This window comes from Roseateles hydrophilus (assembly GCF_026712245.1).
Classification (GTDB): Bacteria; Pseudomonadota; Gammaproteobacteria; order Burkholderiales; family Burkholderiaceae_C; genus Pelomonas; species Pelomonas hydrophilus.
The window spans coordinates 658014-681579 of sequence record NZ_JAPPUY010000002.1 but is presented as its reverse complement, the minus strand read 5'-3'; the positions used below and the strand labels follow the sequence as shown (position 1 = coordinate 681579).

Below are 23566 nucleotides of genomic sequence, written 5' to 3'. Positions count from 1 at the left end.
CGCCTACTCGTGATACAGCTGCGAGCGGCCGCCATCGATGAGGATGTCGGTGGCGTTGATGAAACGCGCCTCGTCGCTGGCCAGGAACAGCGCCGTGTAGGCCACCTCGATGGGCTCGCCGATGCGCTTCGGCGGCAGCAAGTCGATCTGACGCTGGCGCTCCTCTGGCGTGACGCTGTCCAGCCACTCAACGACGCGCTCCGACAGGATCAGCCCCGGGGAGATGGAGTTCACGCGCACGTTCTGCGCCGCGTACTGGATGCCCAACGCCTTGGTCATGCCGATCAGCGCATGCTTGGCGACCGGGTACGGGAAGGCGTCCGGGATGATGCGGTGGCCGTGCACAGACGCGACGTTGACGATGCTGCCGCCACCAGAGGCCAGCATGCCGGGCAGCACGGCGCGGCTGCAGTGCAGTGCGCCTTCCAGGTCCACCGCGAAGCAGCGCTGCCATTGCGCCGTCGTCATCGCCAGCGGCTCGGCGAACACGTTCATGCCGGCATTGTTGATGAGCACATTGATGGGCCCGAAGCGCTCGGCGCCGCGTGCCGCCATGGTGCGCACGGCGGCCTCGTCGGCAATGTCGGCGGCGATGAACAGCGCGCGGTCCTCGCCGAGCTCGCGCACGAGTTCCGCCCCCAGGCGCTCGTCGGCGGCCAAGCCGTTCAGGATCACCTGGGCGCCCTCGGCGACAAACAGCCGCGCGATCGCCTTGCCGATGCCCTGCGTGGCGCCGGTCACCAGCGCCACCTTGCCTTGCAAACGGGCACTCATTGCGTGTATTGCTTCCAGATGTCCAGCACCGGCAGTGCCCGGCCCTGGAAGTCGAACAGCGTGGTGTTGGACACCACGTTGGGCCCGGGCTGGCCGGTGCCCTCCCTCAGCGCCCAGCCGACCTTGGGGTTGGCGATCATGATCGGGTCCCAGTACAGCACGCCGAGCACGCGCGGCGTGGCCTGGCAGGCGGCCAGCAGCTCGGCCATGAAGTCGCGCTGGCCCTCCGGGCTGCTCATGCTGGCGGCGTAAGGCCCGTTGTTCTCCAGCTGGCCGGGCCAGCCGTCGTGGCGCTTGGGCGCGAAGTTGAAGCCGGCTTCCATGATGAGGATGTCGCTGTCGTAGCGCCGGCTGATGCGCTCGCAGAAGCTGGCCAGCTGGCTGACGCTCTTCTGGGTCCAGAACGGGTAGTAGGACGGGCCGATGACGTCCCAGCGCACACCCTGCGCACGCGCGTTGTCGAACCAGTCGATGTACTTCGCATCGTTGCCGCCATCGTCCAGATGCAGCACGACGCGCGACGTCGGGCTGACGGCCTTCACCGCGGCGTAGCCCGCCTTCAACAGCGCGCCCAGCAGCGGCCAGACCTTGGTGCTGCCGTAGGGATACATCATCCCGTGCTCGATCTCGTTGCCCAGCGACACGAACTCAGGCGCCGTGCCCTGGTCCACCAGGGCCTGCATCACCTCGCGCGTGCGCTGCTCCACCAGCACCAGCAAACGCTTGAAGCGGGCCATGTTGTCGGGCAAGGCCGCCAGCTCACGCCGCCAGGCGGTGGGCGGGTCCTGCGTCTTGGAGTTGGTCCAGAAGTCGCTGTAGTGAAACGTGAACTGGATCTGCATGCCCTGCGCCTTGGCGCGGCGCGCCAGGGCCAGCACGTCAGGCAGGTCCATCGAGCCCTCGGGCCAGTACCAGCCATCGTTGCCCGTGCCCGGGCCCGTCTTGTCGTACAGGCGGATGCGCACAATGTTGTGGCCGTAGCGCTTCAGCAGGGCCAGGCAGTCGCCAGGCTGGCCGTCGCGGTCACGGTAGACCGCGCCAGCGCGCTCCATCCACGTCAGCGCGGAGATGTCGCCACCCGCGAGCAGCGGCGCCTTGGCAGCTTGTGCGGGCAGCGCGTTGGCCAGCGCGGCGGCGAGCAGGGTACGACGTTGCATAGACATCTCAGTGCTTTCTCGCGGGCCGAGCGCCGGGCCGCTCCCAAGCCGGCCCGTCTGGCGATGTGCGAGCGGGGCACGCCCCGCGAGCATCGCCGTCCCCTCGGGGGACCGACCGAGGCTTGCCTTGGGCGAGGGGCTTCACGTTATGAACGACGTTCACCGCGAGTCTTCAGTTGGTCCAGAAGCACGGCAGCCAGCAGGATCAGGCCGCGCACCAGGTACTGGTAGAACGCATCGACGTTCAGCAGGTTCATGACGTTCTCGACCGTGCCCATGATGAGCACGCCGATGACGACGCCGAAGATGCGCGCCTTGCCGCCGGCCAGCGACACGCCGCCCAGCACGCAGGCGGAGATGACGTCCAGCTCGAAGCCGGTGGCCGCATTGGGCTGGCCGCTGGTGATGCGGGCCGACAGGATCAGGCCTGCCAGCGCCGCGACGACGCCCTGCAGCAGGAAGATCCACACGCGCAGCCGCTCCACGCGCACGCCGGCCAGGCGCGCGGCCTCGGGGTTGCCGCCGATGGCCAGCGTGTTGCGGCCGAACACCGTGTGGTTGAGCAGCACGCCGAAGATGATGAAGCACACCACCGTCATCCAGATCGGCAGCGGCAGACCCAGCACCACGGTGTCGCCGAAGGCGAAGAAGCTCTCATCGGCAATGCCCACGGCCTGGCCCTGGGACGCGATGAACGCGAGGCCGCGCACCATCAGCATGGTCGCCAGCGTGGCGATCAGCGCATTGACGCGCAGGTAGGCGATCAGCACGCCATTGCCCGCGCCGATCAGCGCACCGGCCAGCAGACCGGCGCCGATGGCGATGGGCACGCTGCCGGTGCTCTCCAGCACCATGGCGCCCAGCACGCCGGCGAAGGCAATCGTGGAGCCGACGCTGAGGTCGAAATCCCGCGAGGCCAGGCACAGCATCATGGTGCAAGCCACCATGCCGATCTGCGCCACCGACAGCAGCAGGCCGACGATGTTGGCCGACGAGAAGAAGTTCTCGACGCTGAAGGACAGCACGACGAAGAGCACCAGGTAGCCCAGCGTCATGCTGTGCTCCTTGAGCAGGGCGCGGGAGGTGTGGGTCATGGCGGGGCTGGGCGACGCGGCGGTCGTGGAGGTGGTCGTGTTCATGGTCAGTGCGCCGCGGTGGCGCCGTCAGGCAGTGCGAGCGCCAGCGCAGCGGTTTCGCTGGCCGAGGCGCGGTCCAGTTCGCCGCTGATGCGGCCGTCGCGCATCACGATGAGGCGGTCGGAGATGCCCAGCACCTCGGGCAGCTCGCTGGAGATGACGATGACGCAGCAGCCCGAAGCGGCCACGTCGTGAATGATCTTGTAGATCTCGTTCTTGGCGCCCACGTCGATGCCGCGGGTCGGCTCGTCGAGGATGAGCACCTTCAGGCCCGGCTCGGCCAGCCAGCGCGCCAGGATGACCTTCTGCTGGTTGCCGCCCGACAGCAGGCGGATCTCCTGCTCGCGGTTGGGCGTCTTGATGCGCAGCTTCTTGATGAAGTCGTCGGCGCGCTGCGCCTCCTGCGCATGCCGCAGGAACACGCCGCCGGCCAGGCCGTGGCGGCGGCAGCTGATGTTGATGTTCTCGGCCACCGACGAGTGGGCCAGGATGCCCTGCTCCTTCCGGTCCTCGGGGCACAGGACGATGCCGGCGGCAATCGCGTCGGCCGGCGCGCTGGCGCGCACGGGCTGGCCGTCCAGCAGCACCTCGCCGCCGCGGCGCGGGTCGGCGCCGTACAGCAGGCGCATCAGCTCGCTGCGTCCCGCGCCCACCAGGCCGAAGAAGCCCAGCACCTCGCCGCCGCGCATCGCGAAGCTCAGCGGCTCGGGCAGGCGGTCGCTGCGCAGGCCGCGCGCCTCCAGGCGCACCGGCCCCTGCTGGCGGCTGCGGTAGTCGTAGATGTCCTTCACCTCGCGGCCCACCATGTCGCTGATGAGGCGGTCGCGCGGCACGTCGGCCATCACGTCATGCGTGACGATCTTGCGGCCGTCGCGGAAGATGGTGCAGGCATCGCACAGCTCGTACAGCTCTTCCAGGCGGTGCGAGATGTAGATCAGCGTGCGGCCCTCAGAACGCAGCCGCTTGACGAGGCGGAACAGGATCTCGGTCTCGCGATGCGACAGGCTGCTGGTGGGCTCGTCGAAGGCGATGACCTTGGCGTCCTGCATGACGGCCTTGCAGATCTCCACCATCTGGCGCTGCGCGATGGACAGGTCCGACAGGCGCGCGGCCGGGTCCAGGTCCACGCCGATATTGGCCAGCTGCGCGGCCACCATCTGGCGCGCGGCCTTGTGGTCGACGAGGCCGAAGCGCGTAGGCAGGCGGCCCAGCAGCACGTTCTCGGCCACGGTCAGCTCGGCCACGTACTGCAGCTCCTGGTGAATGATGGCCACGCCGGCGGCAATGGCGTCGCCAGCTGAACCGAAGTGGCGCTCCTGGCCGTCCACGACCAGGCGCCCGCCGTCGGGCTTGTACTGGCCGCCCAGGATCTTCAGCAGCGTGCTCTTGCCCGCGCCGTTCTCGCCGAGCAGGCCCATGACCTGGCCCGGCCGGGCCTCAAAGCTCACCCCGTTCAGCGCCTTGACGCCGGGGAAGACCTTGCTGATGTTGTCGAACTGCAGAGCCGCCATCACAAACCCATTTGCTTGCGGATGTCCGCTTGGTTCTGACGGGTCATCAGCACGCCGCTGGTCAGCGTGACGGCCGGCGGCTGCTTGCCCTGCGTGGCCCACTCGAACACCATGGTCGCGGTCTCGTAGCCGTGGCGCTTGGGGCTGATCAGCACGGTGCCGAAGAAGCCGGTGGGCGTGGGCTTGGTGAACTCGTTCAGCGCCGTCTGGCTGCCGCCGATGCCGATGGCCAGCATCGCGTCGGCCTTGATGCCGCGGCCCTCGCCGGCACGCACGGCGCCCAGCGCGGCTTCGTCGTTCAGGCCGAAGGCGACCCACTTCTTGAACTTGGCGTTCTTCGTGAACGCGATGTTGGCCGCATTGAAGGCGCTCTCGGTGTCGGTCTTGGCCTGCGGCGCGTCGATGATGTTGGCGGCGGGCATGCCGGCGGCCTTCAGCGCGTCGGCGGCGCCCATGGTGCGCTCGCGGCCGGTGGGCAGCTGGTCGTAGGCAACGCGCAGCACGCCAACTTCTTCAAGCTTCCAGCCGCGGGCCTTGATCTCGGCCAGCAGCCCGGCGCCGACCTGCTTGCCGATCTCATAGCCCGAGATGCCCATGTGCGGAATGTCGGCGATCGGCTTGCCGGCGCCGTCGACGAGCTGGTCGTCCACGGACATGACCTTGAGCTTGTGGCGCTTGGCCGCGCGGTTGATGGCCACGCCCAGCTTCACGTCGGGCGCGCAGATGACGAGGCCGACGGCCTTCTGCGCGGCCAGGTTGTCGATGGCGGCCAGCGTCTTCTCGCCGTTGGGGATGCCGATCTTCACGAGCGTGAAGCCCTTGTCCTTGGCAGCCTGTTCAGCAAACTTCCATTCGTCCTGGAACCAGGGTTCCTCGGCCTGCTTGACGAGGAAGCCGACCTTGACCGGCTCGGCGGCTTGCAGCGCGAAGGGCGTGGCCAGTGCGGCCAGGGTGAATGCGCGTCGTTGCATCTTCATGGTCAGGTCTCCTCAGTCTTGGAACAAGGTATCGGGTACGCCCAGCGCCCGGGGCAGGCGCCGTCCGAACAGGCTGCCGGACAGCGGCTGCGCGGCCAGGGCCTCTCGGCCCAGCTCGGCGCGGGCAGTGGTGATCATCAAATGGTCCAGCGCCTCGCCGCCAAGGGCGGGGCAGCTGGTGTGGGCGGCCGGGGCGTCAAAGGCGCCCATCAGCCGGCCCGCGGGGTCGTAGCGTGCCACACGGCCCGCGCCCCACTGCGCGTTCCACAGGCAGCCCTCGGCGTCGATGACCGAGCCGTCGGGCCAGGCATCGGGGCGGTCCATCTGCGTGAACAGGCGCACGTGGTCGACCTGGGCGGTCTCGGCGTCGTAGTCGCACTGCTGGATGCGCTGGCTCAGCGAGTCGCAGAAGTACATCGTGCGGCCGTCCAGGCTGAAGCAGATGCTGTTGGCGATGGCCACCGCCGGCAGCGCCAGCCGGCGCAGGCCGTGCTGCAGCGAGAACTGGTAGAAGCTGGCGATGGGCCGCTTTTCCTTGGCCTCGTTCAGCGTGCCGAACACGAAGTAGCCGCGCCGGTCGGTGCGGCCGTCGTTGATGCGGGTGCGCGACTCGGCCGCGTCCACGGGCGCCAGCGTCTGCAGCTGCGTCAGCGACAGATCGTCGCCCAGCGTGGCGATGCACAGCCGCTTGGCCAGGCCCAGCAGCACGCGGCCGGACGCGGTGTGGGCAAAGCTGCCCAGCCGGTCCGGCAGGCGGCAGGACTCGGCTGCCGCCGCACCGGGCCGCCACGCATGCAGCGTGGCGCCCTCGATGTCGGTCCACCACCAGCGCCCGCCCTGCCACAGCAGGCCTTCGCCAAGGGTGGCGCCGAAGGGCAGCGCCAGCTCGAGTTCGCCACTCAGCTGCATCACAGATCCAGATGCAGCGACACGGCGTAGCGGCGGTCGTCCGCATAGGTGCCGCGGGCCAGGTTGCCCACGCCGTAGGTGCTCTGGCGCACCGTGCGCGTCAGGTTGTTGGCTTCGACAGCGAGCTTGAGCTGCGGCGTGATGGCCCAGCTGGCGTAAGCGTCCAGCATGCCGTAGCCCTTCAGGAACACGGGCGTCTGCGCAATGACGGTGCCATTGCTCGGGTAGTAGTTGCTGACACCAGCCAGGTACTTGCTGCGGTAGTTGTAGGCCAGGCGCAGCGCGACCTGCTCGTAGTCGTACATGCCCACCACATTGAAGCTGCTGCGCGACAGACCTTCCAGCTGCGTCTTCTGGCCCGCGATCGCGCCCGGCGCGGAGCTGTCCACGTAGGTGGCATTGGCCTGCAGGCCCAGGCCACGCAGCGCGCCCGGCAGGCTGGTGAAGAAGGCCTGGTAGCCGATTTCCACGCCCTTGATGCTGCCGTCCTCGCCATTGCTGGGCGTGGAGACGGTGTAGGTCGTGCCCTGGTAGGCCAGGCTCTGCGTGCGGGTCTGCAGGAAGCCGTCCACGCGCTTGTGGAAGGCGGCGCCGTAGACGTGGTCGCTCTTGTTCAGGTAGTACTCGAGCGACAGGTCCAGCTGGCGGGCATGCAGTGCGCCCAGCGTCGGGTTGCCGAGGTAGCCGGTGCGGTCGTTGGCGTTCAGGCTCAGCGACGGCGTCAGCTGGTCGAAGTGGGGCTGCGTGACGACCTTGGACGCGCCGAAGCGGGCCACCAGCTTGTCCGTCAGGTCCAGCCGCGCGTTCAGGCTGGGCAGCCACTCGTTGTCGCGGGTCTTCAGCGTCGTGGGCGCGCCGGCCGCGGTGGTGTAACGGCGCTCGCCCTCGGTGCGCACATGGCGCAGGCCCACGTTGCCGGACAGCGGCAGGCCGGCCAGTTCGCTGTCGAAGTCGGCCACGCCGTACAGCGCCTGGGTCTTCTCGCGGTAGTCGAAGGTCTGGGCGGCGTCAAAGGCCGGCACCGTCAGGCCCATCGCGGCGCGGGCCGTGGCGGGCTCGCGCAGCCAGGCCAGGTCGGTGACGGACAGCCACTGGCGCGGCGTGTTGCCGGCGCCGGCGTACTTCAGCAGGTCGCCCTCGCCGATGACGCCGATCTTGGCGGCCAGTGCCGGCGCGGCCCCGGCGACCGGGCCCGTGGCGGCAGCGCTCCACAGGTTGTCGATGGTGTTGATCTCGGCACTCGTGGCCTGGCGTTCCGACAGGCGCACGCCGGTGCGCACGCGCGACAGCACGCCGTCGAAGCGGCGCTCGCCGTCCAGGCGGGCCGTGGTTTCCTTGCCGGTGTTCTGCTGCTTGAAGTACAGCGCCTTGTCGGCCCAGTACTGCGACGGCGTCGTCAGGTCAGCCGCGCCGGCCAGCACCGGGTAAGCCGAGGGCAGTTCGGTCGTCAGGTCGAAGCCGAAGGCGGGGTTGTTGGTCCACACGCCCAGGCGGGCTTCCTGGTAGAGGCGGCTGAAGTCGCTCTTCGTGTGACCCAGCTCGGACTTGACGGTCCAGTCCTGCACCTTCCACTTGCCACTGACGGCAGCCTGCGTGGTCTTGGTGTCGTTGTCGGCGACGAAGGCCGACGTGCTCATGCTGGCGCCCCAGAACTTGCCGCTGGCCAGGTTGCCGCTGGCGTCCTTGGTGACGGCGCCGTTGGGCCACAGCGCACCGAGGTTGGTGGCGGCGGTCCAGTTGGCCCAGAAGGGCGAGCCGAAGAAGCCGTAGGTGTCGGTCTGCGTCTTCAGACGCGTGTGGTGCAGGTCCAGCGCGTACTCGGTGTCGCGGTCGGGGCGGACCTGCAGCGCGGCGGTCACGCCGGTGCGGTCGCGCGTGCCCAGCTCATAGGCGTTCCACACGCCGGTGGGCGCGAACGGGCCGGAGCCGTCGGCGATCTGGGCCGGTGCACCCAGCTCCTGCGTGTCGGCGCGGTAGGCGCGCTGCTGCTTGGCCACGCTGACCAGCGCGCCGACCTGCTGGCCGCCGCCCAGGTCCCAGCGGTTGCTGGCCAGCACGGAGCCTTCGAACTTGCGCTTGTCGGCCAGGTCGGCCTGGGTGCTCTTGACGGTGGCAGCCAGCTTGGCGCCGGTGAAGTCGAAGGGCTTGCGGGTGCGCAAGTCGATGAGGCCGGCGATGCCGCCCTCGACCTGGTCGGCCGTGGGCGTCTTGTAGACATCGGCGCCTGCCAGCAGCTCTGCGGGCACATCCTGGAAGGACAGGCCGCGCTCCTTGCCGGCGGTGAAGATGGCGCGGCCGTTCAGCAGCGTCTGCGTCTGCGACAGGCCACGCACCTGCACGCGGTCACCTTCGCCGCGGTTGCGCGAGATCTGCACGCCGGCGATGCGCTGCAGCGCCTCGGCGACGTTGGCGTCCGGCAGCTTGCCGATGTCGTCGGCGACGATGGAGTCGACGATCTGGTCGGCGTTGCGCTTGAGGTCCTGCGCCTTGGAGAGACTGGCCTTGATGCCGGTGACGACGACGGTCTCCAGCGACTCGGTGGCGGGGGCTGGCTGCGCCCAGGCGGGCGCGGTGAACAGCAGGCTGGCCGCGAGCGCCAGGCGATGGCGGGACGGGGCGGGCGGGCGAAGGAACATGGGATCTCCGGGTCTTTATCGTTGTGTGGGCGCTGCGGCCCTGCCGGTCCCTCAACGGCCGGCGGGCCGTAAGTTACGGGCCCGCCTCATTCCGCACTAATCGAATTACAGCCCTTAACTATCAAGAATCCGTATAGATTCAGGGCGCGATGCTGACCCGGCGCACGGGCAGCAGACGCGCGCTGCGCAGCTCGGCCACCTGGGTCTGGCCGGCCGCGAAGGCCGGGCGGTGGGCGGCGTCGATGTAGATGGGCGCGTCGGCCCGCAGCGGCAGCACGGTGAGCTTGAGCGCCGCGCCCGGCTTGAGCGCGAACTGCCGCAGGCCCATCTCCCAGCGCTGGCCGTTGTAGTACCAGTCGTCCAGCATCGTGGTGCCCGCGAACACGCGGCCGATGTCACCGACGAAGTCCAGCGCCAGCAGCACGTCTTCCGTCTGGGCGGGCAGCTTGTCGGGCAGCGTCAGCGACCAGCTGGCCGCCGCCGCGAAGGCCTCGGGGATGGGCTGGACAGCCGCATTGGCATGGCCGCCGATGCGGATGGGCGGCGCCGAACGGGCCTGGCGCGTCTGGCGCACCTGCAGCGCCGGCTCGGCCAGCGTGGCGGCCAGTTCCAGCCGCTGCAGCAGGCCGTCCTGGCGCACCTGCAGGCCGGCGGCAGCAGGCTTGGGCAACGCCGGGAACACGGCCGCGCGCATCGGCTGCGTGGCCAAGCCGCGCAGTTGCAGCTTGCCGTCGGCCACCCAGGCCTGCTGCTCGCTGAGCACGAGGCGGCGCTGGCCAGCGATGTCCAGGATCTGCAGCTGGGCCAGCTGCGCGGGCGGCAGCAGCAGCACGCTGACCGGGCGGCCTGCGCGCGTGCCGATGCGGTGAAGCCGGCCGGCATCGGGCTGCAAGGTCTTCAGCCCATCGGGCAACGCGAACTCGGCGTCCACGCCGGCCGTGGCCGCGAACACGTGCACCAGCCCTTGCGCGCCGGCATCCAGGCGCGCCACCGGCTGGGCCGTGGCATGGCGCAGCGTCACGCCGTCCAGGTCGAGGTTGAAGGGCCACACGAAGTAGGCGCCATTCGGCAGGTCCACCGGCTTGCTCGGCAGCGTCACGGTGCCACCCGGCAGCGCGATCTCGAAGCGCACGCCCACCTGCTTGGGCATGGCGTACTGGCGCACGTGGTTGTTGAAGAACAGGAAGCCGCTGTCGCCGTGGCTGCGCACCGACCAGCGCGGCGTCTGCAGGTCGGCCGGGTCGGCCGGCGAGCGCTCGGGCTGGCGCACCGTCATCGTCGCGAGCTGGGCGCCATGGTCGCGCAGGAAGTAGTGATAGGGGCGCAGCCGCGTCAGCACCTCGCGCTGCTGGCCGTCCGGGCCCAGCGGCGCCTGGAAGTCGTAGTTGATGCGCGGCGTGTCGTTGTAGCCGCCGCTGTGCGTGCTTTCCTCCAGGCCGGTGCCGCCCGCGCCGACGCGGTTGCGGCCGCCGTGGAACATGTAATAGCCCAGCAGGTTCACACCCGAACCGATCTGCACCGGCAGCATGGACGCGATGTCGTCGGGCGACACCAGCGTGCGGCGGCGGTACATGGCCGGCAGGCCGGGGCCGTACTCGGCGCCGAAGAAGGGCACCTTGTCCTTGTCCGACTCGGCGGTGCCGACGCCGTGGGCCTTGGTCTGCGCGCCCAGATCGCCACTCACGCGGGTGTTGAAGCGGAAGGCATGCGTCTCCTTGGGGGGCAGTTCCTTGACCTGCCGCGACCACGGTTCGTCCGGGTAGCCGCCAAACACCGGCGTCACCTCGCCGGACGGGTAGACGGCGCCGTCCCAGCCGGTCACGGTGTAGAAGGGCACATCCATGCCGGCCTTCAGCGCCAGGCGCTTCAACTCGCTGATGTGGGCCTCGCCCTCGCCGGGGCCGCGCAGGTTGTATTCGTTCTCCAGCTGCACGCCGACGACCGGGCCACCGTCCTTCCACAGCAGACCCTTGATCTGCGCGCCGATCTCGGCATAGAGCTTGTCGACATGGCCAAGGTACTCGGGGTCATTGCCGCGCGTGGGCATGGCGTCCACCACCCAGTCGGGGATGCCGCCATAGCGCGCCTCGCCGTGGCACCACGGCCCCAGGCGCACAACGACCTTCAGACCGGCGGCCTGCGCCAGCTGCACGAAGCGGCGCAGGTCGTGATTGCCGCGCCAGTTGAAAGCACCCGGCTGCTCCTGGTGGTGATTCCAGAACACATAGGTGGCGACGATGTCCAGGCCCGCGGCCTTCATCAGGCGCAGCTGGTCGGCCCACTGCGAGGCCGGCGCGCGTGTGAAGTGGTACTCGCCCATGACCGGCAGCCAGGGCTTGCCGTCCTTCAACAGGTACTGGCTGTTGGCGGCCAGCGTCCCGCCGGTGGGCGAGACGGCCGTGCCCAGCTTCAGGTAGCCGGTGGTCGGTGCCGGCACGGCGGCGCGGGCGTCGAGCTTGAGCAGGGTGTCGGCGCCGGCCGCAGGGGCGAGCGCCCCCACCAGCAGCGCCGCGGTCAGCGGGCGGATGCAGTTCATGATGTCTCCGGGGGGTGTTCTGTTCTTAGAGCGCGCGCCAGCCGGCCACGAAGGCACGTGCGCGCTGGCCGACTTCGGCCGCCGTGAGGCCCGGGCTGTACAGCGCCGAGCCCAGCCCGAAGCCGGCCGCGCCAGCCTTGACGTAAGGGCTCATGTTGTCCGGCGTGATGCCGCCCACGGGCAGCAGCTTCAAGGCCTTGGGCAGCACGGCGCGCATGGCCTTCACGATGGTGGGCGTGATGAGCTCGGCCGGGAACAGCTTGACGGCATCGGCCCCGGCGTTGACGGCGGCGAAGGCCTCCGTCGGCGTCGCCGCGCCGGGCACGCAGAACAGGCTACGCGCCTTGGCGGCGCGGATGACCTCCACGTCCGCATGCGGCATGACGATGACGCGGCCGCCCGCGGCCTGCACGTCGGCCACAGCCTGCACGCTCAGCACGGTGCCGGCGCCGACGACGGCATCCGCCGGCATGCGGCGCGCCAGGCGCGCGATGGAGTCCAGCGCGTCGGGCGAGTTCAGCGGCACCTCGATGACGCGAAAGCCCTCGGCATAGACGGCGTCAGCGATGGCCTCCACCTCCTCGGGCTTGACGCCGCGCAGGATGGCGACGAGGGGCAGGTGTTGCAGGGCGGCTTCGAGCATGTCGGTTCAGAAATTCATCGTTTGCGCCAGCGCCCACAGGCCGGCCGGCGCGGTGTTGTCCAGCAGCAGAGGCGCGGGCTGGCCCAGGTGCGTGAGCGCCTGCGCGTAGCGGGCGCACAGCGCGGGGTCGCCGATGAGCGCCACGCGCGTCTGCGCGCCGTTCAGCTCACTGGCCAGTTCGTGGCCGATCAGCAGGCCGGAGAGGTAGTCGGGCAGCTGTTCGGCAGACAGCTGCTTGAACAGGCCCAGCGTGCGCACGGCGAACAGCTGGTGGCCAAGACCGCCCGGCTGCTGGGCGGCGTCCACGCCCTTCAGGAAGGCCTCAGGCGAGGCTGGCGAACTGCCATCGGCAGGCATCAGGCGGTTCAGCACCGAGTGTTGGCGCAGCAGCGCGAACAGCTCGCCGGTCATGTGCGTGGCAAAGCCCGTCACGCAGCCGGCCTTCACGCGCGCCCACTTGGAATGCGTGCCGGGCAGCACCAGCCAGGCGTCTTCCGCCAGCTCCGGATGCAGCGCCAGCGCGCCGACGATCTGCGTCTCCTCGCCGCGCATGACGTCGGGCTGGGCCGCGTCGTCGACGAGGCCGGGCACGATGCTGAGCTGGCTGTCCAGCTTCAGCAGTTGCGCCGCCAGCCCCGCCGCGTCGGCCGGGCAACGCACATAGGGCGCCTCGCACCAGCCGTACTGGCTGCCCACCATGCCGCAGGCCAGCAGCGGGATGCCGGGATGATCGGCGCGCCAGTCGCCCACCAGCGCGGCCAGCGCCGCGGCGTAGGCGTCATCACCGCTCAGCGTGGCCGCACCGTCGTTGGACTGGCGCGTCGCCAGCACCTCGCCGCCATCGGCCAGCAGGAAGGCACGCAGCCGCGTGCTGCCCCAGTCGAGTGCGATCAGACGAGCTGCGCTCATCACCACTCGGCCACGGAGCCGTCGGCGTGGCGCCACACGGGGTTGCGCCAGTCGGGCGGGTTCTTGCTCGCCTCGATGACGCGCTCCTCGTCGATCTCGACGCCCAGACCCGGCTTGCGCAGCGGGTTGATGAAGCCGTCCTCGATGCGGAAGTCGTCCTTGTTCTTGACGAAGTCCAGCAGCTCGGCGCCCTGGTTGTAGTGGATGCCCATGCTCTGCTCCTGCAGCACGGCGTTGTGAGACACGAAGTCCACCGCCAGGCAGGACGCCAGCGCCACCGGGCCCAGCGGGCAATGCGGCGCGAAGGCCACGTCGTGCGCCTCGGCCATGCCGGCGATCTTGAAGCACTCGGTAATGCCGCCGGCGTGCGACAGGTCGGGCTGCACGATGGCGATGCCGCCGGCCTGGAACACGCGCTTGAAATCGAAGCGCGAGAACATGCGTTCGCCGGCCGCCAGCGGAATGGCGGTCTGCTCGGCCAGACGCGGGTAGTACTCGGCCTGCTCGGCCAGCACGGGCTCCTCGACGAACAGCGGGCGGTAGGGCTCCAGCGCCTTCAGCAGTGGCTTGGCCATCGGCGCGGCCACGCGGCCGTGGAAGTCGATGCCGAACTCGATGTCATGGCCGAAAGCCTCGCGGATCTCGGCAATGCGGGCCACGGCCTCGTCCACCTTGCGGGCGCTGTCGACGATGCCGAGCTCCTCGGTGCCGTTCATCTTGAACGTGTCGAAGCCACCTTCGCGCAGGCGCTTGATGTCACGAATGATGTCCGCCGGGCGGTCTCCGCCAACCCAGGAGTACACCTTCATCTTGTCGCGCACGAGGCCGCCCAGCAGCTCATAGACCGGCGCGCCCAGCACCTTGCCCTTGATGTCCCACAGCGCCTGGTCGATGCCGGCGATGGCGCTCATCAGGATGGGGCCGCCGCGGTAGAAGCCGGCGCGGTACATGACCTGCCACAGGTCGTTGATGCGGGACGGGTCCTGGCCCACCAGGTACTCCGACAGTTCGTGCACGGCGGCCTCGACGGTGCGCGCGCGCCCCTCCAGGACCGGCTCGCCCCAGCCGACGACGCCTTCGTCGGTCTCGATCTTCAGGAACATCCACCGCGGCGGGACGCGATAGGTCGTCAGCTTCGTGATTCGCATGGGCTCAAGGCATGTTTTCAGAACGGCCGTGAGCTTAGGAGGGGCAGCTAGTTGGCAAATATCGTTTTATTCGCTGGACCTATATGCAGTTGGCATGTCGGCAAGCGGTCGGACGGCGTGTGACACCCGTATTGCAAGCACAAACACTGGGGTTAACCCTTGCAATCATGGTGAAAACCCTTACACTGATCGCACATCAACGACATGCAAAGGGAAAAGAAATGGAACTGCTCTTCATCACGCTGGCCTTCTCCGCCGTGGCCCTGGTGGCCCAATTCGGCGATTTCATGAGCCGCCGCGCGGCCGCCAACGCCATCGGCGTCTGACGCCAGCCGCCCCCGCCTGCGGCGGGGCGCACCGGGCCGGCCTTCAGCGCCGGCCGAGCCTTGCGATCACGCGAGCACCCCGGCGGCCGATGACGGCGTCAGCACCCGCTTGACGCCTGCCGCCTTCAACACCGCCAGCAAGCCAGCATCTGCCTGGCCGTCGGTCACCAGCACATCCACGTCGGCCACCGCACAGATCTGGATGCGGCTGGCCTGGCCCAGCTTGCTGGAATCCGCGAGCACCACGCGCTGACGCGCCCGGCTCAGCATGGCCCGCGCCACCGTGGCCTCGCTCCACAGATAGTCCATCGCGCCACTGGCGGCATCGACACCGACGGGCGATACCATGGCCCAGTCCACCGCCAGGCGGCCGATCTCGGCCACCGTCTGCTCGCCGCAGGTCGCGGGCACGTCGGTCTCCAGCCGCCCGCCGAGCAGCCTCACCTCCAGGCCCGCGTTGCGCGACAGCACGCGCGCCGCGTCCAGCGAGTTGGTGATCACGATGACGCCGTCGCGCGCAGCGAGCGCCTCCGCCAGCGCCAAGGTCGTGGAGCCCGCATCCAGGAAGCAGGCCTGCCCCGGTTCCACCAAGGCCGCCGCCAGCCGGGCGATCTCGCGCTTTTGCACCTGCTGCAGGCCGGTGCGGTCGCGATAGGCGGGCTCCGGGGGCACCCCGGACGGCACGGCGCCGCCATGCACGCGCGCCAACTGCCCCAGGCGCGCCAGCTCGATCAGGTCGCGCCGCACGGTTTCCTTGGACACGCCCAGCGCCTGCGCCAGCCGATCCGTGGTGAGGCCCTGGTGCGTCTGCAGCAGATCAAGGATGCGGCGGTGGCGTTCGGCAACCCACATGCAGGGCGTTAGGAAATAGCGGGAATGCGCCTGAGTGGAACGCCCCTGTGTGGCGCCTGTGTGAATGCGAGGTTCTTTTTGGAGTTCTGTGGACGGCAAGCCGCAGACGTGGATTTGTCGCAGAACTGTCGTGGATTTTTGTGACATTGCGGCCCGTCACAACACCGGCCCCGGCACGCGCCGCGGCCGATTTCTCCCGACTCCACACGCGCCCCGCGCTCACCCCTCCATGCGATCTGCTGTCCACGCTCTCACTCCCCTGGCCGCCCTGCTCAGCCTGGCCTTCGTGCTGCCCGCCCAGGCCCAGACCACGGAAACCACCGAGCTCGAACGCGTCACCGTGACGCTGGGCCGCGGCCAGATTCGCTCGGTGCAAGGCCTGACCAAGGCCGACTTCGAGGCCGCCGCTGCCGCTGGCCAGAGCCCGCTGGCCACCGTGTCGCGCCTGCCCGGCGTGAACTTCCAGTCGGCCGACCCGCTGGGCAACTACGAGTGGTCCGCCCGCTTCACGGTGCGCGCCTTCTCGCAGAACCAGCTCGGCTTCACGCTGGACGGCGTGCCGCTGGGCGACATGAGCTACGGCAACCTCAACGGCCTGCACATCAGCCGCGCCATCAGCAGCGAGAACGTGGCCCGCGCCGACCTGTCGCAGGGCACCGGCTCGCTGGACACGCCCTCCTCCAGCAACCTCGGCGGCACGCTGCAGTTCTTCTCGGCCGACCCGGCCAAGAAGCAAGGCCTGCAGGTCTCGCAGACCCTGGGCAGCGAGAAGAACAGCCGCACCTTCGTGCGCCTGGACAGCGGGCAGTCGGAGTTCGGCGCCATCTACGCCAGCCTGACCCGCCAGGAAGCGGACAAGTGGCGTGGCGAAGGCGAACAGCGCCAGGACCAGTTCAACCTGAAGTACGTGAAGAACTTCGGCGCCCACCGTCTGGCCGCCTTCATCAACACGTCCAACCGCCGCGAGGTGGACTACCAGGACATGTCCAAGGAAATGCTCCAGCGCCTGGGCTACCAGTGGGACAACTTCTTCCCCAACTTCGCGGCTGCCGTGAAGGCCTCCAACACGCTGTGCGGCAACAACGGCAGCACCTACGTCGCCCAGTGCGATGACGCTTACTACGCCGGCTCGGGCCTGCGCAAGGACACGCTGGCCGGCGCCACGCTGGACGCCAAGCTGGCCGACAACCTGGCCCTCAAGACCACCGTCTACCACCACAAGAACGACGGCCGCGGCCTGTGGTTCACGCCCTACACCACCTCGCCCGACGGCACACCCGTGGCGCTGCGCACCACCGAGTACGCCATCCAGCGCGCCGGCCTGAGCGCCACGCTGGAGTACGACATCGCCGGCCACCAGCTGCGCGCCTCGTTCTGGCACGAGAACAACGACTTCGACCAGGCCCGCCGCTTCTACGCCACGACGCAGAACGCCGTGCCCAGCCCCTACGTGTTCCCGAGCAACCCGTTCTTCACGCAGTGGCAGTACGCCTTCAACACCAAGACTGACCAGTTCTCGCTGTCTGACACCATCGAGATCGCCCAGGGCCTGACGCTGGGCGCCGGCTTCAAGTCGCTGCGCGCCAGCATCGATGCGGAGCGCCAGGTCGGCAGCGGCCCGGCGGGCAGCATCACCGCCAAGAAGTCCTTCCTGCCGCAGCTGGGCTTGAACTACCAGCTCAGCCGCACGGATGAGCTGTTTGCCAGCGTGTCCAAGAACATGCGTGCCTACCAGGGTGCGGCCACCGGCACGACGCCGTTCGCCACCACGCAGGCCGGCTTCGACGCCATCAAGGGCTCGCTGCGCCCCGAGACGTCCACCAACCTCGAAGGCGGCTGGCGCACCACCTCCAAGCTGTACGAGGCCGCCGTCACGGCCTACGTCGTCGACTTCAAGGACCGCCTGCTGGGCGTGACGCAAGGCTCCGGCATCCAGGGCAACCCCACCGTGCTGAGCAACGTCGGCGGCGTGCGCACCAAGGGCCTGGAGGGCGCCCTGTCGCTGCGCCTGATGCCCGGCCTGAGCTGGTACAACAGCCTGAGCCTGAGCAAGTCCACCTACCAGGACGACGTCGTCAGCAAGAACGCCAGCAACCAGACCACCACCGTCGCCACGGCCGGCAAGCACGTGGTGGATGCCCCGGACCGCATGGTCAAGAGCATCCTCAGCTACGACAACGGCACTTGGTTCGGCAGCCTGGGCGCGGACTACATGTCCAAGCGCTACTACAGCTACCTCAACGACGCTGCCGTCGACGGTCGCACCCTGCTCAACCTGAGCGCCGGCGTGCGTGCCAAGTCGCTCGGCCTGCTGTCTGAAGCCAGCGTGCAACTGGGCGTCACCAACCTGACCGACAAGCAGTACATCTCCACCATCGGCAGCAACGGCTTCGTCAACAGCGGCGACAGCCAGACCCTGCTGCCGGGCGCACCGCGCCAGGTCTACATCACCTTCACCGGCAAGCTCTGATGTCCGACGCCGCCCTGCTCGACCGGCGCCAGCTGCTGCTGGGCGCCGGGCTGGCGGCGGCGGGCGTGGGCGCGCAGGCGGGCGTGAACCCAGGTTCACGCCCGTTGGCGCTGGCCACGCCCGCCGACCAGCAAGCCCTGCAACATCTGCGCATAGCCTTCGGCTCCTGCGCCAAGCAGTCCAAGCCCCAACCCATCTGGGCCACGGTGCGGGCTGCGCGGCCAGACCTGTTCCTGTTCCTGGGCGACAACCTCTACGCCGACGCCCGCGACGCCGCCACGCTGCGCCAGCGCTACGCCGAGTTCGCACGCGTGGAGGCGCTGCAGGCCTTCCGCCGCGACGTGCCGCACCTGGCCACCTGGGACGACCACGACTACGGCGACGACGACGTCGGCGCCGAGTACCCGCACAAGCAGCTCTCGCAGCAACTGTTCTGCGACGCCTGGAACGAGCCCGCGGACTCCCCGCGCCGCAGCCGCCCCGGCATCTACGAGGCCTACCGCATCGAACGCGCGGGCCGCAGCGTGCAGGTGCTGGTGCTGGACCTGCGCTTCAACCGCTCCGCGCCGGTCATCGACCCCACGCTCAAGCAGGGCTACACCGCCATGTATGCCAAGGCCAAAATGGGCCTGGGCGCGATGAAGGGCTGGTACGTGCCCAACCCCGACCCCGCCGCCACGCTGCTGGGCGAGACGCAGTGGGCCTGGTTGGGCGAGCGCCTGGCCGAGCCGGCCGATGTGCGCGTGCTGGTCTCCAGCGTGCAGCTCGCAGCCGAAGGCACGGGCTGGGAGTGCTGGGCCAACTTCCCGCACGAGCGCCAGCGCCTGGCCGCGCTGATCCGCGCCAAGCGCGCGGAGGGGCTGGTGGTCGTCAGCGGTGACATGCACTACGCCGACCTGTCGCGCTGGGAAGCTCCGGGCTGCTACCCGCTGTGGGATCTGACCGCCAGCGGCCTGACCGAGGTGTGGGACATCCCCACGCCCAACAGCCGCCGCGTGGGCGAGGTGTTCGCCGGCCTCAACTTCGGCCTGCTGGACATCGACTTCTCCACCCCCGTGCCCACGCTGCACTTCAGCGTGCGCGACCTGCAAGGCGACACCCGCCTGCAGCGCCGCCTGAGCCTGGACCAACTGCGCCTGCCGCCCCACGCATGACCGCCCTGCACCGCCGACACCTGCTGGCCGGCCTGGCCAGCGCCACCCTCACCCCTTGGGCCATCGCGCAGCCCGCCTCGCTGGCGGCCGCGGCCCGCGCCGAGGGCCGCATCACCAGCGTCGGCATGCCCGACGACTGGGCCAACTGGCGCGCCACCTGGGCCGACCTGCAGCGCCTGCACGGCCTGGCCCACACCGACACCGACATGAGCAGCGCCGAGCAGATCGCCAAGATGGCCGCCGAGCGCGCCAACGCCAGCATCGACCTCGGCGACGTGGGCTTCGAGTTCGGCCCCATCGCCAAGGCCCGCGGCCTCACGCGCGCCTACAAGCCCAGCACCTGGGCGCAGGTGCCCGATTGGGCCAAGGACGCCGACGGCCACTGGGCGCTGGCCTACACCGGCACCATCGCCTTCGCCGTGAACAAGCGACTGCTCAAAGAGGTACCGCGCAGCTGGAAGGCGCTGTTCGCCGCTGCGCCGCGCGTGATGATCGGCGCCGTGGGCCGCGCTGCACAGGCCAACGCCGCCGTGCTGGCCGCCGCCCATGCACTGGGCGGCAGCGAGACCCAACTGCAACCCGCGCTGCAAGCCTTTGGCGCCCTCGCCAAGGCGCGCAAGCTGCTGGCCACCGACCCCTCGCCCGCGCTGATGGAGCGCGGTGAGGCCGAGGTCTTCCTGCTGTGGGACTTCAACGCGCTGAGCTACCGCGACAAGCTGCCCAACGCGGCCGACTACGAGGTGTTCATCCCCAGCGACGGCAGCATCACCAGCGGCTACACGACGCTGCTGAACGTGCATTCCAAGCGGCCCAACGCCGGCAACCTGGCGCGCGAGTACATCTTCAGCGACGCCGGCCAGCTCAACCTCGCCCGCGGCAACGCGCGCCCCATCCGCGTGGACCATCTCGCGCTGCCGGACGACGTGAAGAAGAAGCTGCTGCCCGCGGCCCAGTACGCCGCCGCCCGCGCGCTGAAGCCGCAGCTGTGGACCGAGGAAGTGAAGAAGCTGCCGCGCGCCTGGCAAAAGGAAGTCCTGGGCGCATGACCAAGCTCGTTCTTCTGCTCGTCGACGGCCTGCGGGCCGACACCGCGCGAGACTACATGGGCTACGTGCAGGCGCTGAACGAGGCCGGCCGCGCGCACTGGAGCACGCTGCGCTGCGAGCTGCCCAGCCTGTCGCGCCCGCTGTACGCCACCGTCATCAACGGCCGCACGCCGCTGCAGCACGGCATCCTCGGCAACGGCCAGGCCGGCCAGCGCTGTGGCGACACGCTGTTCGACGAGCTCGCCGCCGCCGGCCGCCGCTCCGCCGTGGTGGCCTACCACTGGTTCTACGAGCTGCTGGCAGGCACCGTGTTCGACCCGCTGGCCCATCGCGAGGCCGCGCTGCCGGCGCTGAACATCGTCGCCGCCCGCTGGTACTGGGAAGACGACTACCCCGACTCCCACCTGTTGGCCGACGCCGAGGCCCTGCGCCAGGCGCACGCGCCGGACTTTCTGCTGGTGCACCCCATGGGGCTGGACCTCGCCGGCCACCGCCACGGCGGCGAGTCCACCGGCTACAGCATGGCCGCGCGCAAGCTGGACATGATCCTGGCCCAGACCCTGCCGCGCTGGCACGCCGCCGGCTACGACCTGCTGCTGACCAGCGACCACGGCATGCACGCCGACCACTGGCACGGCGGCCCGCTGGCCGTGGAGCGCGAGGTGCCGCTGGTATGGCTGCCACACCAGGGCGGCGGCACGGCCCCTGAGGGCTGGCCGGACACGCAGACCGGCCTGCGCCGCTTCGTCACCCAACGCCTCGGATGCAGCTGACGCCCGCCCGCGCCTGGGCCACGGCCACGCCGCTGCTGGCCCTGCTGCTCGCGGCCCTGCTGCTGCCGCTGGGCTGGCGCAGTGTTGCGCTGCTGCAGGCCTGCGTCAGCGGCAGTGACTGCGTGCTGCGCGAGCTGTGGGCCGACCGCTTCTACCTGGACGCGTTGCTGCGCACCGTGGCGCTGTCGGCCGCGTCCACCTTGCTGGGCCTGGCGCTGGGCCTGGGCGCGGCACTGCACCTGGCCGCCCACCCGCGCTGGGAGCGGCCGGTGGCCGTGCTGGCCGGCCTGGGCGCCAACTTTGCCGGCGTGCCGCTGGCGCTGGCACTGACGCTGCTGCTGGGCAGCCAGGGCGTGTTGACGCTGCTGGGCCGCCAAGCCGGGCTGCTGCAAGGCTGGGACCTGAACAGCGATGCCGGCCTGCTGCTGGCGTTCACGCTGTTCCAGCTGCCGCTGGCGCTGGTGCTGCTGATGGCGCCGGTGCGGCTGCTGGACCCGGCACTGGCCGAAGCCGCCGCCACGCTGGGCGCGCGGCCCGCGCACTTCTGGCGCCGCGTGGGCCTGCCACTGCTGGCCCCCAGCCTCGTGGAGACCGCTGCGCTGCTGTTCGCCAACGCGGCCGCGGCCTACGCCACACCCTTTGCCCTGGCCGGAACGGCCAGCCCGGTGCTGGCCGTGCGCATCGCGTCGGCCGTCAGCGGCGACATCTTTGCCCAGCCCGAGCTGGCCACCGCGCTGTCGCTCGTGATGGCGGCGCTGCTGCTGCTCGTCATCGTCGGCGCTCGCCTGCTGGCAGCCCGCTGGCGGCACGCGGCATGAGCGCCCGCCCCACCTGGCGCCTGCCCGCGCTGGCCTTCTGGGCCACCGCGCTGCTGGTGCTGCTGCCGCCGCTGGCCGTGCTGGCCTATGCCTTCAGCGAGCGCTGGGACCGCGGCCTGCTGCCCGAGGGCGCCACGCTGCAATGGCTGAACGCGCTGCTGGCCGATGCGCGCGTGCGCACCGCGGCCTGGAACACGGTGTGGATCTCCGGCGCCGCCGCCGCGCTGGCCCTGCTGCTGGGCGGCGCCGCCAGCCTGGCCGCCCACCTCGCGTCGCCGCGCCTGCGGCGGCTGCTGGATGCACTGGCGCTGCTGCCGTTCGCGATCCCGCCGGTCGTCGTGGCCATCGGCGCGCTGGATCTCTTCGTCGGCCGCTGGGGCGAGGTGCTGGACCTGCGCCTCGTCTACGTGGGCCTGCTGGCCGGGCTGCTGTTTCCGCTGGTGCACCAGACGCTGTCGGCCGCGCTGCAACAGCTGGACGCCCAGCCGCTGATCGACGCCAGCCGCACGCTGGGCGCACCGGACACGCTGTTGCTGCGGCGCGTGCTGCTGCCGCTGCTGGCGCCGGCCTTCGCGGCTGCCGGCCTGCTGGCCTGGACCACGGCGGCGATGGAGTTCGCCATCGCCAACCTGCTGCTGGCCGGGTCGCTGGAACTGCTGCAGCCGCTGATCAACGGCCTGCGCGGCGCCAACGGCCATGTGGCCGCCGCCCTCATCGTCGTCAGCCTGGTGGTGCTCACCGTGCTGGCCCTGCTCATCCAACTGCTCAGCTCATGGCGAACCCCAGCGCGCTCGTAGTCCACCAGGCCCATCTGGCCCTGGGCGGCCGCCCCATCCTGCAAGGCATCACGCTGGACCTGCCCCCCGGCCAGGTGCTGGCGCTGCTGGGCGGCTCGGGCTGCGGCAAGACCACGCTGCTGCGCGCCATCGCCGGGCTGCAGCCGCTGGACGGCGGCACGGTGCTGCTGTCCGGCCGCGATGTCAGCCACACGCCCACGCCCGAGCGCGGCGTGGGCGTCGTGTTCCAGAGCTACGCACTGTTCCCCAACCTCAGCGTGGCCGACAACATCGGCTTCGGCCTGCAAGCCCGGCGCGAGCCGGCCGCACAGCAGCAGGCGCGCGTGGCCGAGCTGCTGCAGCTCGTCGGCCTGGCCGAGCATGCGGCCAAGCGGCCGGCGCAGCTCTCCGGCGGCCAGCGCCAGCGCGTGGCCCTGGCGCGGGCCCTCGCGCCGCGGCCCTCGCTGCTGCTGCTGGACGAGCCCTTCTCGGCGCTGGACGAGAACTTCCGCGTGCCCTTGCGGCGCTCCTTCCGCCAGCTGCAGCAGGCGCTGGGCCAGAGCTGCGTGCTCGTCACGCATGACCGCGACGAGGCCTACGAGCTGGCCGACCAGGTGGCCGTGATGATGGACGGCCGCATCGAGCAATGCAGCCCGCCGGAGCAGCTGTGGCAGCGCCCGCGCAGCCGCCGCGTGGCCGAGTTCCTCGGCGCCTTCCACACGCTGGACGCCCGCACGGCGCCCGGGCCGTGGCGGCGCGACAGCGGCTGCTGGATTGCGCCGCTCGCAGCGCTGCAGCCCGCGCAGGCAGATACGCCAGCCACCGCCTGGACGCTGGCCACGCAGGTGCTGGCCGTGCACCCCGGCCTGCTGTACACCAGCGTGCTGGTGCAGGCACATGGGCAGGCCCCGTTGACGCTGTGCCTGCCGCCCGGCGCCAGCCGGCCGGCGGCGGGCAGCGCGCTGGCGCTGGCCCTGCCCGCCGAGGCGCTGTGCTGGCTGCCCGACTGACAGGC

General features: G+C 70.2%; 19 protein-coding genes. 7 read left to right on the top strand and 12 right to left on the bottom strand.

From position 1 onward, the window contains the following. Positions 1-3: 3 nt before the first annotated feature. From NYO99_RS10230 to NYO99_RS10175, 12 genes are all read right to left on the bottom strand, one after another. A complete protein-coding gene (locus NYO99_RS10230) occupies positions 4-774 on the bottom strand; it encodes an SDR family oxidoreductase (protein ID WP_268167083.1) in 771 nt (256 codons plus the stop codon). Next, positions 771-1931, bottom strand: a complete 1161-nt coding sequence (locus NYO99_RS10225; RefSeq protein WP_268167082.1) for a glycoside hydrolase family 53 protein — start codon at positions 1929-1931, stop codon at positions 771-773. The genes NYO99_RS10230 and NYO99_RS10225 overlap by 4 nt, the downstream gene beginning before the upstream one ends. A gap of 146 nt (positions 1932-2077) precedes the next feature. Continuing rightward, positions 2078-3070 carry an L-arabinose ABC transporter permease AraH gene (gene araH / locus NYO99_RS10220; RefSeq protein WP_268167081.1) on the bottom strand — a complete coding sequence of 331 codons (993 nt, stop codon included), beginning with the start codon at positions 3068-3070 and terminating at the stop codon, positions 2078-2080. Positions 3071-3072: 2 nt separating this feature from the next. After that, the gene (araG, locus tag NYO99_RS10215) at positions 3073-4581 is read right to left on the bottom strand and encodes an L-arabinose ABC transporter ATP-binding protein AraG (protein ID WP_268167080.1); all 1509 of its coding nucleotides are present in this window, start codon (positions 4579-4581) and stop codon (positions 3073-3075) included. Then, entirely contained in the window at positions 4578-5549 is a 972-nt protein-coding gene (locus NYO99_RS10210) for an arabinose ABC transporter substrate-binding protein (protein WP_268167370.1), read from the bottom strand. The genes araG and NYO99_RS10210 overlap by 4 nt, the downstream gene beginning before the upstream one ends. An 18-nt stretch (positions 5550-5567) precedes the next feature. Then, positions 5568-6464 (bottom strand): SMP-30/gluconolactonase/LRE family protein, encoded by an 897-nt coding sequence (locus NYO99_RS10205; RefSeq protein WP_268167079.1) that lies wholly within the window; start codon positions 6462-6464, stop codon positions 5568-5570. After that, on the bottom strand, positions 6464-9100 hold the full coding sequence (locus tag NYO99_RS10200; RefSeq protein ID WP_268167078.1) for a TonB-dependent receptor: 2637 nt from the start codon (positions 9098-9100) through the stop codon (positions 6464-6466). Before NYO99_RS10200 ends, NYO99_RS10205 begins: the two co-directional genes overlap by 1 nt. Positions 9101-9239: 139 nt before the next feature. Beyond that, positions 9240-11636: a beta-galactosidase gene (locus NYO99_RS10195; RefSeq protein ID WP_268167077.1), complete on the bottom strand. Its 2397-nt coding sequence runs from the start codon at positions 11634-11636 to the stop codon at positions 9240-9242. A gap of 25 nt (positions 11637-11661) precedes the next feature. Then, positions 11662-12279: a 2-dehydro-3-deoxy-6-phosphogalactonate aldolase gene (locus NYO99_RS10190; RefSeq protein WP_268167076.1), complete on the bottom strand. Its 618-nt coding sequence runs from the start codon at positions 12277-12279 to the stop codon at positions 11662-11664. A 6-nt stretch (positions 12280-12285) separates the two neighbouring features. After that, positions 12286-13188, bottom strand: a complete 903-nt coding sequence (locus NYO99_RS10185; RefSeq protein ID WP_268167075.1) for a 2-dehydro-3-deoxygalactonokinase — start codon at positions 13186-13188, stop codon at positions 12286-12288. Then, positions 13188-14336 (bottom strand): galactonate dehydratase, encoded by a 1149-nt coding sequence (dgoD, locus tag NYO99_RS10180; RefSeq protein ID WP_268167074.1) that lies wholly within the window; start codon positions 14334-14336, stop codon positions 13188-13190. The genes NYO99_RS10185 and dgoD overlap by 1 nt, the downstream gene beginning before the upstream one ends. Before the next feature lie 392 nt (positions 14337-14728). After that, on the bottom strand, positions 14729-15514 hold the full coding sequence (locus tag NYO99_RS10175; protein ID WP_268167073.1) for a DeoR/GlpR family DNA-binding transcription regulator: 786 nt from the start codon (positions 15512-15514) through the stop codon (positions 14729-14731). A 229-nt stretch (positions 15515-15743) separates the two neighbouring features. Between NYO99_RS10175 and NYO99_RS10170 the strand changes: the two genes are divergently transcribed. The 7 genes from NYO99_RS10170 to NYO99_RS10140 are packed head-to-tail and all read left to right on the top strand — an operon-like array spanning position 15744 to position 23561. Next, positions 15744-17984 (top strand): TonB-dependent receptor domain-containing protein, encoded by a 2241-nt coding sequence (locus NYO99_RS10170; RefSeq protein WP_268167072.1) that lies wholly within the window; start codon positions 15744-15746, stop codon positions 17982-17984. After that, positions 17984-19138 carry an alkaline phosphatase D family protein gene (locus NYO99_RS10165; RefSeq protein ID WP_268167071.1) on the top strand — a complete coding sequence of 385 codons (1155 nt, stop codon included), beginning with the start codon at positions 17984-17986 and terminating at the stop codon, positions 19136-19138. Before NYO99_RS10170 ends, NYO99_RS10165 begins: the two co-directional genes overlap by 1 nt. Next, positions 19135-20184 (top strand): ABC transporter substrate-binding protein, encoded by a 1050-nt coding sequence (locus NYO99_RS10160; RefSeq protein ID WP_268167070.1) that lies wholly within the window; start codon positions 19135-19137, stop codon positions 20182-20184. The genes NYO99_RS10165 and NYO99_RS10160 overlap by 4 nt, the downstream gene beginning before the upstream one ends. Then, positions 20181-20957, top strand: coding sequence for an alkaline phosphatase family protein (locus NYO99_RS10155; RefSeq protein ID WP_268167069.1), 777 nt, complete (start codon positions 20181-20183; stop codon positions 20955-20957). The genes NYO99_RS10160 and NYO99_RS10155 overlap by 4 nt, the downstream gene beginning before the upstream one ends. Further along, positions 20948-21775 (top strand): hypothetical protein, encoded by an 828-nt coding sequence (locus tag NYO99_RS10150; protein ID WP_268167068.1) that lies wholly within the window; start codon positions 20948-20950, stop codon positions 21773-21775. The genes NYO99_RS10155 and NYO99_RS10150 overlap by 10 nt, the downstream gene beginning before the upstream one ends. Next, the gene (locus NYO99_RS10145; RefSeq protein WP_268167067.1) at positions 21772-22572 is read left to right on the top strand and encodes an ABC transporter permease subunit; all 801 of its coding nucleotides are present in this window, start codon (positions 21772-21774) and stop codon (positions 22570-22572) included. Before NYO99_RS10150 ends, NYO99_RS10145 begins: the two co-directional genes overlap by 4 nt. Then, on the top strand, positions 22548-23561 hold the full coding sequence (locus tag NYO99_RS10140; RefSeq protein WP_268167066.1) for an ABC transporter ATP-binding protein: 1014 nt from the start codon (positions 22548-22550) through the stop codon (positions 23559-23561). The genes NYO99_RS10145 and NYO99_RS10140 overlap by 25 nt, the downstream gene beginning before the upstream one ends. Positions 23562-23566: the final 5 nt, after the last annotated feature.

Excerpts from the sequence above, each read along its gene's own strand:
- NYO99_RS10145 (WP_268167067.1), top strand. The coding sequence starts at position 21,772 with ATGAGCGCCCGCCCCACCTGGCGCCTGCCCGCGCTGGCCTTCTGGGCC.
- NYO99_RS10195 (WP_268167077.1), bottom strand. The coding sequence starts at position 11,636 with ATGAACTGCATCCGCCCGCTGACCGCGGCGCTGCTGGTGGGGGCGCTC.
- NYO99_RS10155 (WP_268167069.1), top strand. The coding sequence starts at position 20,181 with ATGACCAAGCTCGTTCTTCTGCTCGTCGACGGCCTGCGGGCCGACACC.
- NYO99_RS10160 (WP_268167070.1), top strand. The coding sequence starts at position 19,135 with ATGACCGCCCTGCACCGCCGACACCTGCTGGCCGGCCTGGCCAGCGCC.
- NYO99_RS10230 (WP_268167083.1), bottom strand. The coding sequence starts at position 774 with ATGAGTGCCCGTTTGCAAGGCAAGGTGGCGCTGGTGACCGGCGCCACG.
- NYO99_RS10190 (WP_268167076.1), bottom strand. The coding sequence starts at position 12,279 with ATGCTCGAAGCCGCCCTGCAACACCTGCCCCTCGTCGCCATCCTGCGC.
- NYO99_RS10185 (WP_268167075.1), bottom strand. The coding sequence starts at position 13,188 with ATGAGCGCAGCTCGTCTGATCGCACTCGACTGGGGCAGCACGCGGCTG.
- NYO99_RS10205 (WP_268167079.1), bottom strand. The coding sequence starts at position 6,464 with ATGCAGCTGAGTGGCGAACTCGAGCTGGCGCTGCCCTTCGGCGCCACC.
- NYO99_RS10200 (WP_268167078.1), bottom strand. The coding sequence starts at position 9,100 with ATGTTCCTTCGCCCGCCCGCCCCGTCCCGCCATCGCCTGGCGCTCGCG.
- NYO99_RS10175 (WP_268167073.1), bottom strand. The coding sequence starts at position 15,514 with ATGTGGGTTGCCGAACGCCACCGCCGCATCCTTGATCTGCTGCAGACG.
- NYO99_RS10170 (WP_268167072.1), top strand. The coding sequence starts at position 15,744 with ATGCGATCTGCTGTCCACGCTCTCACTCCCCTGGCCGCCCTGCTCAGC.
- araH (WP_268167081.1), bottom strand. The coding sequence starts at position 3,070 with ATGAACACGACCACCTCCACGACCGCCGCGTCGCCCAGCCCCGCCATG.
- NYO99_RS10150 (WP_268167068.1), top strand. The coding sequence starts at position 20,948 with ATGCAGCTGACGCCCGCCCGCGCCTGGGCCACGGCCACGCCGCTGCTG.
- NYO99_RS10165 (WP_268167071.1), top strand. The coding sequence starts at position 17,984 with ATGTCCGACGCCGCCCTGCTCGACCGGCGCCAGCTGCTGCTGGGCGCC.
- NYO99_RS10225 (WP_268167082.1), bottom strand. The coding sequence starts at position 1,931 with ATGCAACGTCGTACCCTGCTCGCCGCCGCGCTGGCCAACGCGCTGCCC.
- NYO99_RS10210 (WP_268167370.1), bottom strand. The coding sequence starts at position 5,549 with ATGCAACGACGCGCATTCACCCTGGCCGCACTGGCCACGCCCTTCGCG.
- NYO99_RS10140 (WP_268167066.1), top strand. The coding sequence starts at position 22,548 with ATGGCGAACCCCAGCGCGCTCGTAGTCCACCAGGCCCATCTGGCCCTG.
- dgoD (WP_268167074.1), bottom strand. The coding sequence starts at position 14,336 with ATGCGAATCACGAAGCTGACGACCTATCGCGTCCCGCCGCGGTGGATG.